The sequence below is a fragment of the Streptomyces fodineus genome (assembly GCF_001735805.1).
GTDB lineage: Bacteria > Actinomycetota > Actinomycetes > Streptomycetales > Streptomycetaceae > Streptomyces > Streptomyces fodineus.
This window is the reverse complement of sequence record NZ_CP017248.1, coordinates 3934059-3953077: the sequence shown is the minus strand read 5'-3', so window position 1 is coordinate 3953077 and position 19019 is coordinate 3934059. Positions and strand designations below refer to the sequence as shown.

General features: G+C 70.4%; 16 protein-coding genes. 11 read left to right on the top strand and 5 right to left on the bottom strand.

Features of this window, described 5'->3' with window-relative positions; translation table 11 throughout:
• Positions 1-160: 160 nt before the first annotated feature.
• Together BFF78_RS16240 and BFF78_RS16235 are read left to right on the top strand one after the other, a co-directional pair.
• Entirely contained in the window at positions 161-1534 is a 1374-nt protein-coding gene (locus BFF78_RS16240; RefSeq protein ID WP_069779025.1) for a transposase, read from the top strand.
• The gene (locus BFF78_RS16235) at positions 1531-2163 is read left to right on the top strand and encodes an ABC transporter permease (protein WP_227025847.1); all 633 of its coding nucleotides are present in this window, start codon (positions 1531-1533) and stop codon (positions 2161-2163) included. The genes BFF78_RS16240 and BFF78_RS16235 overlap by 4 nt, the downstream gene beginning before the upstream one ends.
• Before the next feature lie 80 nt (positions 2164-2243).
• Here BFF78_RS16235 and greA read toward each other — a convergent pair whose 3' ends face one another.
• Together greA and BFF78_RS16225 are read right to left on the bottom strand one after the other, a co-directional pair.
• Positions 2244-2744, bottom strand: coding sequence for a transcription elongation factor GreA (gene greA / locus BFF78_RS16230; RefSeq protein ID WP_069779024.1), 501 nt, complete (start codon positions 2742-2744; stop codon positions 2244-2246).
• A 188-nt stretch (positions 2745-2932) separates the two neighbouring features.
• Positions 2933-3331 carry a DUF4307 domain-containing protein gene (locus BFF78_RS16225; RefSeq protein WP_069779023.1) on the bottom strand — a complete coding sequence of 133 codons (399 nt, stop codon included), beginning with the start codon at positions 3329-3331 and terminating at the stop codon, positions 2933-2935.
• A gap of 114 nt (positions 3332-3445) precedes the next feature.
• Between BFF78_RS16225 and mca the strand changes: the two genes are divergently transcribed.
• Both mca and BFF78_RS16215 read left to right on the top strand, forming a co-directional pair.
• Positions 3446-4327: a mycothiol conjugate amidase Mca gene (gene mca / locus BFF78_RS16220; protein ID WP_079161345.1), complete on the top strand. Its 882-nt coding sequence runs from the start codon at positions 3446-3448 to the stop codon at positions 4325-4327.
• On the top strand, positions 4320-4568 hold the full coding sequence (locus tag BFF78_RS16215) for a hypothetical protein (RefSeq protein ID WP_079161344.1): 249 nt from the start codon (positions 4320-4322) through the stop codon (positions 4566-4568). The genes mca and BFF78_RS16215 overlap by 8 nt, the downstream gene beginning before the upstream one ends.
• 8 nt (positions 4569-4576) lie before the next feature.
• Here BFF78_RS16215 and BFF78_RS16210 read toward each other — a convergent pair whose 3' ends face one another.
• Complete coding sequence (locus tag BFF78_RS16210) at positions 4577-7780, bottom strand: tetratricopeptide repeat protein (protein ID WP_069779021.1); 3204 nt, start codon at positions 7778-7780, stop codon at positions 4577-4579.
• A 203-nt stretch (positions 7781-7983) separates the two neighbouring features.
• On the opposite strand from BFF78_RS16210, the gene BFF78_RS16205 reads away from it, so the two are divergent.
• Complete coding sequence (locus BFF78_RS16205; protein ID WP_069779020.1) at positions 7984-8394, top strand: PPOX class F420-dependent oxidoreductase; 411 nt, start codon at positions 7984-7986, stop codon at positions 8392-8394.
• On the opposite strand, the gene BFF78_RS46220 is transcribed toward BFF78_RS16205, so the two are convergent.
• Positions 8307-8825 carry a hypothetical protein gene (locus BFF78_RS46220; RefSeq protein WP_069779019.1) on the bottom strand — a complete coding sequence of 173 codons (519 nt, stop codon included), beginning with the start codon at positions 8823-8825 and terminating at the stop codon, positions 8307-8309. The two genes, BFF78_RS16205 and BFF78_RS46220, sit on opposite strands and share 88 nt — an antisense overlap.
• 136 nt (positions 8826-8961) lie before the next feature.
• On the opposite strand from BFF78_RS46220, the gene BFF78_RS46215 reads away from it, so the two are divergent.
• The 6 genes from BFF78_RS46215 (at position 8962) to BFF78_RS16170 (ending at position 18295) form a co-directional block, all read left to right on the top strand.
• Complete coding sequence (locus BFF78_RS46215; protein WP_159033014.1) at positions 8962-9597, top strand: winged helix-turn-helix domain-containing protein; 636 nt, start codon at positions 8962-8964, stop codon at positions 9595-9597.
• Positions 9578-11617, top strand: a complete 2040-nt coding sequence (locus BFF78_RS16190) for a thioredoxin domain-containing protein (RefSeq protein ID WP_069779018.1) — start codon at positions 9578-9580, stop codon at positions 11615-11617. The genes BFF78_RS46215 and BFF78_RS16190 overlap by 20 nt, the downstream gene beginning before the upstream one ends.
• 216 nt (positions 11618-11833) lie before the next feature.
• Complete coding sequence (locus BFF78_RS16185; RefSeq protein WP_069779017.1) at positions 11834-13102, top strand: glycosyltransferase; 1269 nt, start codon at positions 11834-11836, stop codon at positions 13100-13102.
• Positions 13099-14742, top strand: coding sequence for an ArnT family glycosyltransferase (locus BFF78_RS16180; RefSeq protein ID WP_069779016.1), 1644 nt, complete (start codon positions 13099-13101; stop codon positions 14740-14742). Before BFF78_RS16185 ends, BFF78_RS16180 begins: the two co-directional genes overlap by 4 nt.
• Positions 14739-15902: a glycosyltransferase gene (locus BFF78_RS16175; RefSeq protein ID WP_069779015.1), complete on the top strand. Its 1164-nt coding sequence runs from the start codon at positions 14739-14741 to the stop codon at positions 15900-15902. Before BFF78_RS16180 ends, BFF78_RS16175 begins: the two co-directional genes overlap by 4 nt.
• Entirely contained in the window at positions 15899-18295 is a 2397-nt protein-coding gene (locus BFF78_RS16170) for a galactose oxidase early set domain-containing protein (RefSeq protein ID WP_069779014.1), read from the top strand. Before BFF78_RS16175 ends, BFF78_RS16170 begins: the two co-directional genes overlap by 4 nt.
• Here BFF78_RS16170 and BFF78_RS16165 read toward each other — a convergent pair.
• Positions 18292-19014: a Mut7-C RNAse domain-containing protein gene (locus BFF78_RS16165; protein WP_069779013.1), complete on the bottom strand. Its 723-nt coding sequence runs from the start codon at positions 19012-19014 to the stop codon at positions 18292-18294. The two genes, BFF78_RS16170 and BFF78_RS16165, sit on opposite strands and share 4 nt — an antisense overlap.
• Positions 19015-19019: the final 5 nt, after the last annotated feature.

The following is a 19019-nucleotide window of genomic DNA, read 5'->3' as shown; positions in this document are numbered from 1 at the left end:
TAGGCCCGACCGGCAAGACGTTGCTGCCGCTGACGGTCAAGAAAGCTGGTCAGACGCCTACATCGAGCGGTCACGAGCACTGAGGTGAGCGGGGCACTCGATCGGGAACCCGGTCCTTAACCCGGCAGAGGTCGAGCAGATTGAGAAGTTCGCCGACTTCATGATCGATTCTCCCGAGCCCGTGACTCGGGAGGACGCGGCCCGCCATCTCAACGCCCTTGGCTACCGCACGCGAAGAGGCAAGGAGTGGGAGGGCGGAAACCTCGTCTCTCGTGTGATGGCGTGCCTCAAGGGCTACGTCGAATTCACCTTCGCTGGAGAGAACGAGGATGGCGAGGAGATCACCACCTCCTTCCGCATCGACCTCCCCAAGCCCCTCCCAGACGACCGAGCTGAGGCGCTTAGGGCTGCTATCGCTCGCGGCGCCCGCGTCAAGAGCAAGCACAGCAAGTACCTGCTCTCGAACCGACTGATCAGCCTGTGCGGCGTGCACAGGACGGGCGCCAGCACTGCGGACGGCCGCTACTACCGCTGCATGGCCGGCAGGCAAGGCCACCCGATCAACGAGCGTCACGAGGACTGCTGGGAGATCCCGGTTGGTGAGGTGGATACCGCGGTCTGGGCTGAGGTGAAGGCTCTTCTGTCCGACAAGGAGAAGCTGCACAAGCTGGTCGAGGAGTCACTGGGCAGCGTGCCCGAGCGCGCCGAGTCCTACCGCCGACGCGTCACCGAGCTTGACGCGCAGATCGAGAAGAAGCGGAGCAGTCGCAAGCGCAAGATCGCGCTCCTGCTTGCCTCCGTCGAGGATGACGACGAAGACGACACCAGGCTTGTCGAGGAGCTGAAAGCGGAGCTGAAGGAGCAGGAAGCCGAGCTGGCCAAGGAACGCGAGCGTGTAGCCGAGTGGCTGCATGAGGTCGAAGGCCAGGAGGGCCGGGCCAAGGCCATGCTCGCCATGATCGACAAGGTTGATGTGCGGCTGGACGACTTCAGCTTCGAACAGAAGCTTGACCTGCTCGACGTGCGTGTGCAGATCACAGGCAGGGGTGAGCCTCGGCACAAGGGGCTGACCGATCCGATCACTGATTGGCACCGAGAGACCGGGATCACGATCCCGACCGAGATCACTGACGAGCAGTGGCGCCAGGTCAGGGAGATCATCTCGCCGAGCCGTCAGTGGAGGGACGTACGCGATGGCTTCGTCATGATGCTGCACAAGATCCGCACCGGGAGCAACTGGAAGGACTACGACTGCTCGGAACGCGTCGGTGGACGTGGCTGGGCAGCCTTGTACCGGCGTGCACAGTACTGGTGGGGCTCCGGGGAGTACGAGCGTGCGCTGGAGGCTCTAGCGCCGTACAAGGGCGTTGCGGCACCGCCCTTGTATGTGCTGCCACCCATGGAGGTGACCGGCTCGGCCGATCCGAAGTACACCGTCACCCGTGCAGCTCAGGGGGGATCCGGCCATGCCGGGGGCGGCGAGGATACGAACTGCAATCACACGAAGACGGGCGAACTTGCATACCCGAGATGATCATCTATGGGCTCATCCAGCCCATCATGTTCGTGGTGCTGTTCAGCTATGTCTTCGGCGGCTCCATGCAGATCGGAGGCAGCGCCAGTCCCATCGCCTACAAGAACTTCCTGATGGCGGGCATCTTCGCGCAGACCGTCACGTTCGCCACCGCGAGTTCCGGCGCCGGTATCGCCGACGACATGCACAAGGGGCTCATCGACCGCTTCCGCTCCCTGCCGATGGCGCGTGGCGCGGTGCTGACCGGGCGCACCCTCGCCGACCTGGTGCAGACGGCCGTGACCCTGGTCGTGCTCGCCGTGGTCGCGCTGCTGGTCGGCTGGCGCGTCGGATCCAACGGCGACACGAACGTCGGCAAGGTTCTCGCGGCCTTCGGCCTGCTGCTCCTGCTGGGCTATGCGTTCACCTGGATCGGTGCTTTGATCGGCATGTCCGTGCGCACCCCGGAGGCGGCCACGTCCAGCGGGCTGATCTGGCTGTTCCCGGTCACGTTCATCTCCAACGCCTTCGTGGACCCCGGTCACATGACCCCGTGGCTGCGGCACATAGCCGAGTGGAACCCCTTCAGCGTGATCATCGCCGTCTTCCGCACCTTCGCGGTCCGCAAGTACCGTTCGGCCACCGCCTGAGGGCTCCGGACACGGCGAAGCCCCCGGTGTCCGGCGGAATCCGGCGGACACCGGGGGCTCGAGGTCATCGGGTGAGTGGATCAGCCCGAGTACGGCTCGGCCTTCAGGATCGTCACCGAGGCCTTCTTGCCGTTCGGCAGTTCGTACTCCGCGTCCTCGCCGACCTTGTGGCCGATGACACCGGCGCCGAGCGGGGACTGCGGCGAGTACGTCTCGATATCGGCGCTCGCGTACTCGCGGGAGGCGAGCAGGAACGTCAGCGTGTCGTCCTCGTCACCGTCGAAGGCGATCGTGACGACCATGCCCGGCGCGACGGCGCCGTCGGCGGAGACCGGGGCCTCGCCCACCTGGGCGTTCTCGAGAAGCTGGGTCAGCTGCCGTACGCGCAGCTCCTGCTTGCCCTGCTCCTCCTTGGCCGCGTGGTACCCGCCGTTCTCGCGCAGGTCGCCCTCCTCGCGCGCGGCCGCGATCTTGGCGGCGATCTCCGTGCGCGCAGGACCAGTAAGGTACTCAAGCTCGTCCTTGAGCTTGTTGTACGCCTCCTGGGTCAGCCAGGTGACGTTCTCGCTGGTCTGGGTCACAGGGTGCTCCTCGTCGGTACTGGGAATACAAAGCATCGCCCTACCCAGAAGCATGTTCCCTCTTGGATGGGCGAAACCACGAGCCTAACAATTCAAGGCCGGAAGGGGGAGGACATAAGCCATCAGAATCGCATCAACGCAGGTCAGCGTGTACGTATTCCGGGTGAAAGGGGAGTGTTCGGCCGCCGTCAGCCGGTGTGACAGCCGAGCAGCTCGGCCGTCGTGCCCTTCGCCGTCGTACGCAGCGTGACGACCTGGTCGATACGCGTGGCCGACCCGGTGAAGCGGAAGTCGGCCCGGCCCACCTCGGAGCCGTCCGCCGCCTGGGAGCGCAGGGTGCAGTAGCCGTCGGTGCCGGAGTCCTTGTGGACCTCCAGATGCACCTTCACCGCGTTGTCCGTGGCGTCGAAGGTGATCACCTGGGCGCTGATCCGGCTCTCCACGACGTAGTGGTAGGCGAAGTACCCGACCAGCGCGAGCAGGGCCGTGCCCAGCACCACGGCGGCGACCTTGAGTCCCCGGTCGGCACGCTCGTCCGAGGAACGGCCGTAGCGGCCCTCGGGCAGCCGCGTGCTCGCCGTGCTCATGATCGTCCTCTCGGCAGGAACCGGGCCCGGAATTAATCGTCCCCCGATTCCGTCACTATAGAAGCCGCCGATCGCGCCGAAGACACGGGGCGCCGACTGACCGAGGATTGAGTCTTGACTGACCAGCTGCGACTGATGGCCGTTCACGCGCACCCCGACGACGAGTCGAGCAAGGGCGCGGCCACCATGGCGAAGTACGTGTCCGAGGGGGTGGACGTGCTGGTGGTGACGTGCACCGGCGGAGAGCGTGGGTCCATCCTCAATCCGAAGCTCCAGGGCGACGCGTACATCGAGGAGCACATCCACGAGGTACGCAAGAAGGAGATGGACGAGGCCCGTGAGATCCTCGGCGTGAGCCAGGAGTGGCTCGGCTTCGTCGACTCCGGTCTGCCCGAGGGCGACCCGCTGCCGCCGCTGCCCGAGGGCTGCTTCGCCCTGGAGGACGTCGACAAGGCGGCCGGCGAGCTGGTGCGCAGGATCCGCGCCTTCCGCCCGCAGGTGGTCACCACCTACGACGAGAACGGCGGCTACCCGCACCCCGACCACATCATGACCCACAAGATCTCGATGGTGGCGTTCGAGGGCGCGGCGGACACCGAGAAGTACCCGGAGTCCGAGTTCGGCCCCGCCTACCAGCCGCTGAAGCTCTACTACAACCAGGGCTTCAACCGCCCCCGCACCGAGGCGCTGCACCAAGCGATGCTCGATCGCGGCCTGGAGTCGCCGTACGGGGACTGGCTCAAGCGCTGGAACGAGTTCGAGCGCACCGAGCGCACGCTGACCACGCACATCCCGTGCGCGGACTTCTTCGAGATCCGTGACAAGGCGCTGATCGCGCACGCCACGCAGATCGACCCCGACGGCGGCTGGTTCAAGGTGCCGATGGAGCTGCAGCGGGAGGTCTGGCCGACGGAGGAGTACGAGCTGGCGAAGTCGCTCGTCGATACCTCCCTCCCCGAGGACGACCTCTTCGCGGGCATCCGCGACAATGCCTGACATGAGCGCACGCGTGAGCCTGGCAGTGACGCACCTCGTCCCCCTCGCCAAGGACCTCGACCAGAACAAGGTCACCCCCGGAGTCCTCGGCTTCATCGTCTTCGCGGTGATGGCCCTGGCGGTGTGGGGCCTGATGAAGTCGATGAGCAAGCACATGAACAAGGTCGACTTCGAGGAGTCCCCGGACCCCGAGGCCGAGCAGGCGAAGAAGGCCGCCGACTCCGGGGCCCGGAAGGGCTGACCCGGGCGTCAGCGCCCCGCCGGTACCGCCACCCCCATCACCTCCCGGGCGTGGCGGTCCGGGGTCATGCGCAGCCGCCAGGCCTGCCAGCCGTCCTCCAGGCTGACCCCGCGTTCCAGCAGCAGGGCGTACGCCGGGACGTAGTCGGCCAGCTTCTCGTCCCGCAGCGGATGGCCGGCGCGGGCCAGCTGGGCCAGCTCCTCCTGGGCGACCGCCGTGCCCACCTCCAGCCCGCCCGGCGCCGCGTACGGCAGCAGGGTGCAGCGCAGGAAGCGGGCCCAGTCCTCGCCGCGCCGGTCGCCGTAGGAGGCGAACAGGTCCAGCGCCTCGTCGGACAGGGCCAGCGCCGCCTGGGTGCGGGCGTTGCCCGCGTCGACCACCGCGAGCTCCAGGCAGGTCCACGCCTCGCCGTGGGCGACGCCGATGCGCTGGAAGTCGGCGCGGGCGTCCACGAGGAGCTGCCGGGCGAAGCCGGAGTTGCGCAGCGAGCCGGTCTGCGCGGCCCGCTGGTCGCGGGTGACCCGGGCCGAGTGGTGCCGGGCGCAGGCCAGGCCGTAGACGTCCCGCATCCGGGAGAACATCGTGCGGGACCGTTCCAGATCGCGCACCGCCTGGTCCAGATCGCCGGTCTCCTCCAGTGCCTGGCCCAGGTAGTACAGCGTCCACGCCTCGCCGCGCGCGTCCTCGTTCTCCCGGTGCCGGGCGGCGGCCTGCCGGAGGCTGTCCACGGCCGGTGAGGCGTCGCCGGCCACCAGGCGGGCCCGGGCCAGCTGGGTCAGCGCCCACGCCTCGCCGCGTGCGTCATGTATCTGCCCGTACCGGTCCAGGGCCGCCCGCAGCTCCGTCTCGGCGCGCGGCACGTCCCCCATCCGCAGCGCCAGCTGGCCGAGCTGGAAGTGTGCCCAGGCCTCGCCGTGCACCGAGCCGCCCTCGCGGTGCAGGACCAGGGAGCGGGTCAGCAGCTCCAGCGCCTCCGCGAGCCGGGCCCGGTCGCGCTGGACGGCGGCCAGGGCGTGCATCGTCCAGGCCCGGTCCGTGGCCAGCTCCGGCGCCGCCTGCAGATCCAGCGCCTCCTGCAGCTTGGCGGCGGCCTCGGTGAGGTTGCCCTGGTGGTGCAGGGTGATGCCGAGGGAGCACAGGGCGCGGGCCGCCCCCGCGTCATGGTGCGCCTCCCGGTACAGGTCCACCACCGAGGCCAGCGTGGTGCGCGCCTTGTCCAGCTCGCCCAGCTGCCGGGCGGCGATACCGGTACGCCACTGCACGGAGCGCACCAGCAGCCCCTGGTCCACGGACTGCGCCAGCTCGCTGATCTCGCCGAGCCGGTACAGGTCGCCGCGCAGCAGGCAGTAGTCGCACAGCGCGCCCAGCAGGTTCTGCACCGCCGACTGGTTCACGCCCTCGGCGTGGCGCAGGGCCGCGGTGATGAAGCTGGACTCGTCGTCCAGCCAGCGCAGCGCCTCGTCCAGCGAGGTGAAGCCGTGCGGGCCGAACTGGTGCGAGCGCGTCGACATGTTCCCGTCGACCAGGCGCAGCACCGAGTCGGCCAGCTCCGCGTAGTTCACGATCAGCCGTTCCTGCGCGGCCGTGCGCTCGGCCGGGTCCTCCTCGTCCAGCAGCCGGGCCCCCGCGAAGGCCCGTACCAGGTCGTGCAGCCGGTAGCGGCTGCCGCGGACATGGTCGATGAGCCCGGCCCGGGCGAGGACGGCGAGATGGCGCGTGGCCTCGGCCTCGTCCGTGGCGAGCAGCGCGGCGGCCGCCGCGGCGCCCAGCGAGGCGCGGCCCGCGAGCGCGAGCCGGCGCAGCAGCCGGCGCGAGGGCTCCGGCTGGTCGGTGTAGCGCAGCCACAGGGCACGCTCGACCGGCTCCACCGGGCCGTATGCGCCCAGGTCCGTGGCCAGCTGCCGGGGTGAGCGCGGGCCGAGCGCGGAGCCGGCGATCCTGAGCGCCAGCGGCAGCCCGCCGCACAGCTCGCGGATCCGGTCGGCGGAGTCGGCGTCGTACGGGCCGGAGGTGTCCTGCGCGGACGCCCCGAGCAGTTCCTCGGCACCCGGCGCGTCCAGCGGCTCGACCGGCAGGTGGTGCACCCAGGCCGGCAGGTCCGCAGGCAGGTCCAGGGCGGTGCGGGCGGTGACCAGGATCAGGCTGTCGGAGCGCTCGGGGACCAGCGCCCGCACCTGCTCCGGGTCCGAGGCGTCGTCCAGCACGATCGTCACCGGCAGGCCGGACAGATGCTGGTGGTACAGCTCGCCGAGCCGCTTGACCTGCTGGTCGGGGGAGGAGCGCTCCCGGAACAGCAGTTGCTCGCGGGGCGCGCCGAGCCGGTTGAGCAGATGCAGCAGGGCGTCCCGCGTGGACAGCGGCGGCTCCTCCCGCCTGCCGCCGCGCAGGTCCACGACCACCGCGCCGCGGAAGTGGTCCCGCAGTTCGTGCGCCGCGCGTACCGCGAGCGTGGTCCGGCCGCAGCCGGGCTCGCCGTGCAGCACGACCACCGTCGGCCGGGTCTCGGTGGCCGCTCTGGCCGCCTGCGCCCACTGCCGGATCCGCCCCAGCTCCGCCCGGCGTCCCGCGAACGGGCCGTCCGCGTCCGGGAGTTGCCCGAAGGACTGCTCCAGCACCGTACGCCGGCGGGCCGCCGCGCTCTTGTCCGTGCCGCGCAGCGGCGGGCCGCCCGGCTTCTTCGTACCCGTGGAGGCGCTCAGCACCCGCTGCTGGTCGAGGAACGGGCGGATGCCGCGCACCTCCAGCGCGGTCAGCCACTGCAGCCGCAACTGTTCGGACCCGCCGGGCTGGCCGGCCGCGCCCGCGTGGTGATGCGCGGCGGGCAGATGGGCGCCGGCCACCTTCACCACGGAGGCGGCGGCACCGACCACGCCCGCGGCGACGCCCGCGCCGACGGCCGTACCGGTGCCGGTGCCCAGAGAGAGGTCGGCCACGGTTGCGGCCACCGCCGCAACGGCCGCCACCAGCAAGGCAGTTCCGGCGCCCTCGCGGGCGTAGCGCTGCCCGAAGGTGGGCCGGCCTGCCTCGGCCTCGTCCAGCGCACGGGTATAGGCCTCGTACTCCTCGCCGGCCGCGCCCGCCATCGCGTCCAGGGCGGCGCGCGCCCGCGACAGCAGTACCTGCCCGTCGATCCGCCCGCCCGAGCGCCGCACCTCCTCCTCGACAGCCCGCACCAGCAGCCGCTCGGCCTCACCCCGATGGCCGTCCCGCATATCCCGTCCCCCTCCGGCGTCAACTTCCTTGGTTATGAGTGTCCTTCGGGGGAGGCGCAAAGGGGAGGGGTGTTCGTCGGTGGGGAGTTGGGGAGGAGCGGCAACGTCGTTGTGTGCGTGTGCCGTGCGGGGTGCGGGAACGGCGGTCGGCCGAGCCGGAATTCGATCGACAGGCAGCGGCCGGCGGGCCTAGGGTCCCCGTCGTGACAGTCGCCCTGAACGATGCCGTACGCAGGCTGATCGACGATCCGGTCCCCGCCGTCCTGGGGACGGTGAACGCGGACGGAAGCCCGCAGACCTCCGTCGTCTGGGTGGGCAGGGACGGGGACGACCTGCTCGTGTCGACGGCCGCCGGTCGGCGCAAGGAGCGGAACATCCACCGGGACGGTCGGGTGAGCCTGACGGTGTACGACCCGGTGGACCCGCTGCGGTACGTCGAGGTGCGCGGCACCGCGACCGTCACCGAGGACGTCGGCCGGGAGCTGGCGGTCAGGCTGGCGGAGCAGTACGAAGGCCCTGGCGCCGGTCAGGAGTACCTGGAACTGCCGCCGGAGGTGACCCGTGTGGTGATACGGATCAGCCCCGTGCGCGTCGTGGGCACGCTCACCGGCTGACGCGCCGCTCCGGGCGCGCACGCGGAACCTCGGTGCCGTTGCGCACGATGCGCCCGTTCCGCCCGTTGGGCTCTGCCCAGCGCCAGCATGACGCACGCCCCCGCCAGCCCCGCCTCCGCCACCGCGCACAGCAGGGCCTCGGTCAGGGGGGCGCCCGTGCCTGACGTCGTTATGTCGAACCAGGCGTCCAGCACCGCCACCGACGCCGTCGCCGAGGCCGTCAGGCGGGCTCTGGCGTCGCCGCGCAGGCCGAGCACGGCTGTCGTGGCGCAGCCCGCCGCCAGGAGGACGTCGAGGCCGATCCAGGCCAGCGGCCAGTTGTCCACCCGCGTGCTGCCCGGCAGGGTCACGGCAAGGACCGCCATCCACGGCACCAGCAGGACCGAAGCCCCTCCCAGCAGCGCCAAGGGCCACTTCCCCCGCACGATCACGCCCCCTCTCCCCTCGTGTTCCGAACTGCCTCTCGTATGCAGAACCGCCTCCACCGTAGAACGCAGAGAAAATTCTGCAAAGAAAATTCGGCATACATCGGGGATGTCTCGGGGTTCTCAGGGTTACGGTGACCGCATGACCGACGGCATGCCCGAGATGACCAGCCTGGAGCGCACCGCCCTTTACAAGTCTCTCGGCAATCCCCTGCGCCGCCGGATCCTCGAGTACCTCGGCCGGCACGCCGAGGCGAACTCCACCGTCCTCGCCCGCGAACTCGGCGAGAGTTCCGGCACCACCAGCTACCACCTGCGCAAACTCGCCGAGCAGCGGCTCATCGAGGAGATCCCGGAGAAGTCCGGCGGGCGGGAGAGGTGGTGGCGGGCGCTGCCCTTCCGGCACACCACGCCCGACCCCGCCACGATGCCCCCCGAGGAGTACGCGGCCGCCGCCCAGCTCGCCCATCTGAAGATCGAGTTCGACACCGCCCTGTACCGCCGCGCCCACGAGGAGTACCGCGGCCCCGCGGGCTGGGCCCAGGTCCAGCGCCACGGCACCTGGCTGACCAGGGAGGAACTCCTCGGCTTCATGCGGGAGTACCAGGCCCTGCTCGACCGGTACGGCCACCCGCGCGAGGAGGCCCCGGAGGGGGCCCGCCCGGTACTGATGCGTTTCTACGCGGTGCCCGAACCGGCGAGCCACGCCGTCCCCGAGCCCGTGGGAGAGTCGAACGGTCCCGTGGGAGAGTGGAACGGTGAACCGACTGGCCCATGAGACGTCCCCGTATCTGCTCCAGCACGCCGACAACCCCGTCGCCTGGTGGCCCTGGTCGGCCGAGGCCTTCGACGAGGCCCGCAGGACCGGGAAACCCGTGCTGCTGAGCGTCGGGTACAGCAGCTGTCACTGGTGTCATGTCATGGCACACGAGTCCTTCGAGGACCGGGCCACCGCCGACTACCTCAACGAGCACTTCGTCAGCGTCAAGGTCGACCGCGAGGAGCGGCCCGACGTCGACGCCGTCTACATGGAGGCGGTGCAGGCCGCCACCGGGCAGGGCGGCTGGCCGATGACCGTCTTCCTCACCCCGGACGCCGAGCCCTTCTACTTCGGCACCTACTTCCCGCCCGCGCCCCGGCACGGCATGCCCTCCTTCCGCCAGGTGCTGGAGGGGGTGCGCCAGGCCTGGGACACCCGCCGTGACGAGGTCGCCGAGGTCGCCGGGAAGATCGTCCGCGATCTCGCCCAGCGGGAGATCAGCCGGCAGGGCGACCGGGCGCCCGGCGAGCAGGAACTCGCCCAGGCCCTCCTCGGGCTCACCCGCGAGTACGACCCGCAGCGCGGCGGATTCGGCGGGGCGCCCAAGTTCCCGCCGTCCATGGTGCTGGAGTTCCTGCTGCGGCACCATGCACGGACCGGCGCCGAGGGCGCGCTGCAGATGGCCCGGGACACCTCTGAGCGGATGGCCCGCGGGGGCATCTACGACCAACTGGGTGGCGGGTTCGCCCGGTACTCCGTCGACCGTGACTGGGTCGTGCCGCACTTCGAGAAGATGCTGTACGACAACGCGCTGCTCTGCCGCGTCTACGCCCATCTCTGGCGGGCCACCGGATCGGATCTCGCCCGGCGCGTCGCGCTGGAGACCGCCGACTTCCTCGTGCGCGAACTGCGCACGCACGAGGGCGGGTTCGCCTCGGCGCTCGACGCCGACAGCGACGACGGAACCGGGCGGCACGTCGAGGGCGCGTACTACGTGTGGACGCCCGAGCAGCTGAAGGCCGTCCTCGGGGACGCGGACGGCGAACTCGCCGCCCGGTACTTCGGCGTGACCGACGAGGGCACCTTCGAGCACGGCCGGTCCGTCCTCCAACTGCCGCAGACACAGCATGTGTTCGACGCCGAGAAGGTCGCCGGTGTCAAGCAGCGCCTCCTCGCCGCCCGAGAGGAGCGCCCCGCCCCCGGCCGGGACGACAAGGTGATCGCCGCCTGGAACGGCCTCGCCATCGCCGCGCTCGCCGAGACCGGCGCCTACTTCGACCGGCCCGACCTGGTCGAGGCCGCCCTCGGCGCCGCCGACCTGCTCGTCCGGGTGCACCTCGACGAGCACGCCCGGCTCGCCCGGACCAGCAAGGACGGCCGCGTCGGACCCAACGCGGGCGTGCTGGAGGACTACGCCGACGTCGCCGAGGGCTTCCTCGCGCTCGCCTCCGTGACCGGCGAGGGCGTCTGGCTGGATTTCGCCGGTCTGCTCCTCGACCATGTGCTCGCCCGCTTCATCGACCCCGGGACCGGCGCGCTGTTCGACACCGCGTCGGACGCCGAGCGGCTGATCCGCCGGCCGCAGGACCCCACCGACAACGCCGCCCCGTCGGGCTGGACCGCGGCGGCCGGTGCCCTGCTGGGCTATGCCGCGCACACCGGGTCCGAGGCCCACCGGACCGCCGCCGAACGGGCGTTGGGGGTCGTGAAGACCCTCGGGCCGCGCGTGCCCCGGTTCATCGGCTGGGGGCTCGCCGTCGCCGAAGCCCTCCTCGACGGCCCCAAGGAGGTCGCCGTCGTCGGACCGGGACCCGGCCTCGCGGACGAGAAGACGGCCGCCCTGCACCGTACGGCACTTCTCGGCACCGCTCCCGGTGCCGTCGTCGCCGTCGGTACCGCGGAGAGTGACGAGTTCCCGCTCCTCGCCGGCCGGCCCCTGCAGCAGGGCGAACCGACCGCGTACGTCTGCCGTGACTTCACCTGTGACGCGCCGACGACCGATCCGGAACGACTCGGCGCGGCCCTGAACAGGCGCTGAGCACCCGGAACCCAAGGGTGACGGAAGTGTGAACTGTCCGAAACGGAGCACGTGTTCGGATAGATCCCACTACTCGTACCGCCGTTCCGAAACAAGCTATTTATCGGAAGAGCTCCCACATTTCACAGATCCCCCCTACTCTCTCCACTGCGGGTCGACGGTTGGTTACTCAACGTCGCCCGCACAGGGGGTAATTGGGGATCTGGGGGGATCTTTTTGCTCACGTCTGTCTTCATCGCCGCCGTCTCACTGGCCCTGTTCTGGATGGCGGCCTTCACCCTGTGGTGGCAGATGCACGCCTGGCGCACGCCCGAGGTGCTGGCCTCCACCCGGTTCGGCAGGCCGGACGGCGACGGACACCTGTCGTTCTCGCTGCTGTTGCCCGCCCGGCACGAGCAGGCGGTGCTGGACCACACCATCCAGCGGCTGCTGGAATCCACGCACACCGACTTCGAGGTCATCGTGATCGTCGGACACGACGACCCGGAGACGACGGAGGTGGCCGAGAGGGCCGCCGCACGCGATCCGCGCGTGCGGGTCGTCGTCGACACCCACGAGAAGAAGAACAAGCCGAAGGCCATGAACACGGCGCTGCCGCACTGCCGCGGCGATGTCGTCGGGGTCTTCGACGCCGAGGACCAGGTCCACCCGGAGCTGCTCGCCCACGTCGACCACGCCTTCCGGACGACGCGGGCGGATGTCGTGCAGGGCGGGGTCCAGCTCATCAACTTCCACTCCAGCTGGTACAGCCTGCGCAACTGCCTGGAGTACTTCTTCTGGTTCCGCTCCCGGCTGCATCTGCACGCGCAGAAGGGGTTCATCCCGCTCGGCGGGAACACCGTCTTCGTACGGACCGACGTCCTCAGGGAGGCGGAGGGCTGGGACCCCGACTGCCTCGCCGAGGACTGCGACCTGGGCGTACGCCTCTCCAGTGTCGGCAAGAAGGTCGTCGTCGCCTACGACTCCGACATGGTGACCAGGGAGGAGACCCCGGGCTCGCTCATGTCGCTGCTCAAGCAGCGCACCCGCTGGAACCAGGGCTTCCTCCAGGTGTACCGGAAGAAGGACTGGAAGCAGCTGCCGGGATTCGGGCAGCGGTTGCTCGCCCGGTACACCCTGATGACCCCGTTCATGCAGGCCTTCTCCGGCGTGATCATCCCGCTCAACGCGGCCGTCGCGCTCCTCCTCGACGTGCCCGTCGGGGTCGCCTTCCTCACCTTCCTGCCGCTGGTCACCGCCGCCGTCACCTTCGTCTTCGAGGTGGTCGGGCTGCACGACTTCGGCAAGCAGTACGGCCTGAAGGTCCGCCTCGTCCACTACGTGAAGCTCATCGTGGGCGGCCCCTTCTACCAGGTCCTCCTCGCCGGTGCCGCCATCCGTGCCGTCTGGCGCGAGCAACGCGGCCGCAACGACTGGGAGTTGACCACGCACGTCGGCGCGCACCTCACCGCGGCCGAGCCCATCCGAGAGGACGTTCCTGCGTGACCTCCACACTTCCCGCGGTGACCGCAGCGAAGGTCCCCGCGCTACGCCCGCCTGCGCCCGAAACGCCCTCGACCGGCCGCACCCAACCGCCGCGGCTCCGCTCCTCCCGTCCCGATCTGCTGCTCTGTGGTGCCCTGCTCACGACGATCCTCGTCGTCCAGGGCTGGAACATCGCCGACTACCCGACCCTCAGCGACGACGAGGGCACCTATCTCGCCCAGGCCTGGGCCGTCCAGCAGGGCCGGGGCCTGGCCCACTACACCTACTGGTACGACCACCCGCCGCTCGGCTGGATCCAGATAGCCCTGCTCGGCTGGCTCCCCTCGGCACTCAGCCCCGGCTCGATGACCGTCGGCACCATGCGGATCGTCATGCTCGGGATCACCGGGGTCAGCGCGGTCCTGGTCTACGTCCTCGGCCGCCGCCTCTCCCTGCCCCGCTGGGCCGCCGGACTCGGCATGGCCCTGTTCGGGCTCTCCCCGCTCGCGGTCGTCCTCAGCCGGGAGATCTTCCTCGACAACATCGCCGTGATGTGGCTGCTGCTGGCGTTCTGCCTCGCCGCCTCGCCCAGCCGCCACCTGTGGCACCACTTCGGCGCGGGCCTCGCCGCCGCCGCGGGCGTGCTCACCAAGGAGACGATGCTGGTCGTCCTGCCGGCCCTGTTCGTCACCATGTGGCGCAACAGCCACCGCGACACCCGCAAGTTCGCCCTCACCGGAGCCGTCACCGCCTGCGCCCTGATCGGCTTCTCCTACCCGCTGTTCGCGCTGCTGAAGGGCGAGCTGTTCCCGGGCGCCGGGCATGTGTCCCTGTGGGACGGCATCACGTACCAGATGTCCCGGCCGGGCTCGGGATTCATCCTCGACGAGGGCTCCGGCTCGTACGGCGTCCTGCACTCCTGGCTGTACTACGACCGCGTCCTGCCCCTCGGCGGCCTCGCCGGAGCCCTGCTCCTGCTGCTCACCTGGCGCTGGTCGGTCACCGCCCGCGCCCTCGCCGGCCCCGCGCTGACGGTCGCCGTCCTGGCCGCGGTGGCGCTGCGCCCGGGCGGCTATCTGCCCGCCATGTACGTCATCGGCGCGCTGCCCTTCCTCGCCCTGGTGCTGGCCGGGGGCGCCGCCTCCGTCGCCCACGCGGTGCTGCGCCGCTTCAGGACCGAGAACGAGAAGCGCTACCTCACCGGCGGCCGGTACGCGCTCGCCGCCGTCCTCGCCCTCGCCGCCGGCGCCTACGTCGTACCGCACTGGTACGACGGCGACCGCACCGCCGTCACCGCCGACGCCAACCAGCCCTACCGGCAGGCCTCCCACTGGCTCGGCACGAAGGTCGCGGACCCGAAGGACACCCGGGTCCTCGTCGACGACGCCCTCTGGCTGGACCTCGTGCACGCCGGATACCGGCCCGGGCTCGGCGCCATCTGGTTCTACAAGGCCGACCTCGACCCTGCTGTCACCCGGACCCTGCCGCACGGCTGGCGGGACATCGACTACGTCGTCGCCTCGCCGACCGTCCGCCGCGACGCCAAGGACCTGCCCAACGTGCGGGACGCGATCCGGCACTCCACACCGGTCGTCACGTTCGGCAACGGCCCGGACCGTATCGAGATCCGGCGGATCCAGACCGGGGGAGGCCTCCGATGACCGAGTACACCACCCCGGCGCAGGGCCTCGACGCCGTCGAGGTCCCCGAACCCGGCGCCGTCACCATCGTCGTACCGACGTTCAACGAGTCCGCGAACATCCGGCAGCTGCTGCACCGGATCACCGAGTCGGTGCCCGCCCGGCTGCCCTGCGAGGTCCTCTTCGTGGACGACTCCACCGACGACACCCCCGAGGTGATCCGGCAGGCCGCCCGGGACTGCCCGTTCCCGGTGGCCGTACTGCACCGCGAGGAACCCGTCGGCGGGCTCGGCGGCGCGGTCGTCGAGGGACTGAAGGCGGCGACCTCGGACTGGATCGTCGTCATGGACGGCGACTGCCAGCACCCGCCGTCCCTGGTACCGGAGCTGGTGGCCACCGGCGAGCGGACGAACGCCGGGCTCGTCGTCGCCTCCCGGTACATCGACGGCGGCAGCCGGGCCGGGCTCGCCGGCGGCTACCGGGTGGCCGTCTCGCGCGGCGCGACCTGGCTGGCCAAGGCCCTCTTCCCGCGCGGGCTGCGCGGCATCAGCGACCCGATGAGCGGCTTCTTCGCGATCCGGCGCAGCGCGGTGACGGCGGACGTGCTCAAGCCGCTCGGCTACAAGATCCTGCTGGAACTGGCCGTACGCAGCCGCCCCCGGCAGGTCGCCGAGGTGCCGTTCGTCTTCCAGGACCGGTTCGCGGGCGAGTCCAAGTCCACCGCCCGGGAGGGCCTGCGCTTCCTGCGCCACCTGGCGGGCCTGCGCACCGCCTCCCCGGCCGCCCGCATGGTCGGCTTCGGGCTGATCGGCGCGAGCGGCTTCGTGCCGAACCTCGTCGGGCTCTGGGCGCTGACCGTCCTCGGGCTGCACTACCTGCCCGCCGAGATCCTCGCGAACCAGTTCGGGGTCGCCTGGAACTTCGTGCTCATCGAGCAGCTGCTGTTCCGCGACCGGCGGGCGCACCGCCGCTGGTGGGACCGGCTCGGCCGGTTCGCGCTGCTCGCCAACGCCGACCTGGTGCTCCGCATCCCGCTGATCGCCCTGCTCGTCGGGCGGTTCGGCATGGGCGCCCTGCCTGCCACCGCGCTCGCGCTGGTCCTGACGTTCGTCCTGCGCTTCGTCGGAACCGAGGCGCTGGTCTATCTCCCGCGACGTACCCACCGGAGGAGAGCCGCTTGAGCAAGTACCGCAGACGGACCGCGCTGGCCGGGGTGGGCGCCCTGACCGCCGGTCTGCTCCTGACCGCGCCCCAGCCGGCACAGGCCGCCAACCTGATCAAGAACCCCGGCTTCGAGACCGCCGGCAGCGATGGCATGCCGTACTGCTGGGAGAAGTCGGGCTGGGGTGACAACGACTTCACCTTCGAGACGACCTCGGACGCGCACTCCGGATCCGCGGCCATGAAGGTCACGCTGACCCGCCGGGTCTCCGGCGACCGCAAGGCGATGATCACCGAGTCGACGGACTGCGCGCCGGGGGTGAGCGCCGGCAAGCAGTACGACCTGGGACTCTGGTACAAGACCAGCACCCCGGACGCCAACATCACCCTCTTCCGGCACGACACCACCGCCGGCTGGCAGTACTGGACCGACCTCAAGACCCTGGACATGGCGTCGGCCTGGACGCAGGCCACCGTCCGCACGCCCGAGGTCCCGGCCGGCACCGACCGCATCACCTGGGGTGTCTCCGTCTACGGCACCGGCTCGGCGACCACCGACGACTACACCATGGACCAGGTCCCGGACCCGCTGCCGCCGGCCCGGTGCACGGGCACGAACGACCAGTGCGCCAACGGCAGTTGGTCGGTGCTGCCGACGCAGAACCCGGTCCGCTCCATGCACTCCGTGGTCCTCGACAACGGCAAGGTGCTGCTGATCGCGGGCTCCGGCAACAGCGAGGAGAACTTCAACGCGGGCACGTTCACCAGCGCGGTGTACGACCCGGCGACGGGCGACTACAAGGTCATCCCCACCCCGAAGGACATGTTCTGCGCGGGGCACGTCCAGTTGCAGGACGGCCGGGTACTGGTGCTCAGCGGCAACAAGGCGTACCCGGTCGTGGGCGGGCACGGCTACGAGGGGTTCAAGGACTCCTACATCTTCGACCCGAAGACCGAGACGTACACCAAGACCAACGACCTGAACGACGGCCACTGGTACCCGTCGGCGACCGAGCTCGGCAACGGTGACGTCATTTCCTTCGGCGGACTCCGCGAGGACTCCACCGGTTCGGTGACCGCGGAGAAGTTCAGTTACGCGCAGAACCAGTGGCTGCCGCTGTCGCAGGTCAACCAGACCTGGTCGTACTGGGGCCTGTACCCGGCGATGATCCTGATGCAGGACGGCCGCCTCTTCTACTCGGGCAGCCATGTCTTCGGCAACAACATCCCCGGCACGGGTTCGGCGATCTACGACTACGGCGCCAACACGGTCACCCAGATCCCGGGGCTGCAGAACAAGGACGAGCGCGACCAGTCGGCGAGCGTCCTGCTGCCTCCCGCGCAGGACCAGAGGGTCCTCACCATCGGCGGCGGCAACATCGACTCCAACCCGGACGCGAACCGCCTGACCGACCTGATCGACCTCAAGCAGGCGAACCCGTCGTACGTCGCCGGGCCGCCGGTCCCGCAGGGCACCGTCGACCTCGGCGGCGGGCCCCAGCCGGAGACCGGCAACCAGGGCAAGATGTACGTCTCCGCGGTCCTGCTGCCCGACGGCAAGGTGCTGGAGACCGGCGGTGCCCTGCACAACCGGGCCAACCCGGTCTACGAGTCCTCGCTCTACGACCCGTCCACGAACACCTTCGACCCGGTCGCGGCCGACCCCGAGTCCCGCGGCTACCACTCCTCGGCGTTCCTGCTGCCCGACGGCCGGGTGATGGCGACCGGCGACAACCCCGGCAACGGCACCTGGAACCACAACGTGTCGATCTACACCCCGCCGTACCTGTACAAGGGCACGCGTCCCACGATCACCTCGGTGATCAACCAGGAGTGGAAGTACGGCGACACCCAGCGGATCACCGTCGACCGCCCCATCGCCAAGGCGGAGTTGATCCGTCCGGCAGCCGTCACTCACTCCTCCGACCCGAACCAGCGCTTCGTGGATCTGCCGCTGTCGGTGGACGGCGACAACGTCGACCTGAACGTCACGAACAACCCGAACCTCGCCCCGCCCGGCTGGTACATGCTCTTCGCGGTCGACGCCAACGGGGTGCCGTCGGTGGCCAAGTGGGTCCACCTGACGGGCCCGACGGCCCTCACCGCGGCGTCCCCGCACATCCACGCCTTCGCCGACTCCCTGTCCGGCACGGTCTCCGGCCCCGCCAAGAAGCGGACGTCACAGCAGGTCAGCCCGACCATCTCCGGCTGCGACCGGCACTACGGCTCGGCCAACGTGTGCGTGCCGACGGTGTTCCCGCCGGAGGTGAACAAGACGACGGCTGCCCGGTGTGCCTGGCTCCGGCAGAACGACTACGGCCGGCTGAAGGTGAACGGCGGTGACGATCCGCTGGGGCTGGACCGGAACCGCAACGGAATCACCTGCGACAGGGGTGATACGAGCAGGCGTTAGCCATGCTGTGTCAGGGCGCGCTCCACGATGGCCTCCAACTGGTCGTGGTGCGCGCCCTTCCAGTACGCGCGGCCGCACTCGGTGCACTGGGCGAAGACGTCGTAGGAGCGTCGGGTGCCGTGTTCGAGCTGGTCGGCGACCTCTTCCTTGGTCGCTCGTCTGAGCAGGCCGTTGCAGGCGGTGCAGCGGGTCCAGGGGTGGAGGTCGGGGGCGAAGCGATCGAGGACGTCGGGCAGCTGGTCGTCGGGGCGGGTGCTGTAGACGAAGGCGCCGGCCCAGAGTTCCCGTCGGCGCAGCAGGCCCCGGTCGCGGCTGAGCATGACCCGTTTCTCGGCCGCCGAGCGGGCGGCCAGCGCCGCGTCGCCGATGTCCGTCGACTCGTATGCCGTGTCCACGCCGAGCAGGCGCAGGCGGCGCGCCAGGGTGCCCAGGTGGACGTCGAGGAGGAAGCGGAGCGGCGCGCCCGGGACCCGCTGGGGGCGGTCGACGGGCCGTACCCGCACCGTCTCGCCCGCCTGCGGGATGTGCGAGACCGGCACCTCGCGGCCGTCCACGACCAGCGCGCCGACCTCGGTGAGCGGGACGCCGAGGGACTCGATGACATGGCCGAGCGTCGAGACGCCGTCGGTGCCGAGCGGGGTGGCGCCGGTGCGCCGGGCCGCCGGCACGAACAGATGCAGGGCGGGGGCGACTTCGACGTGGATCTCGACTGCGTTCACCCCGT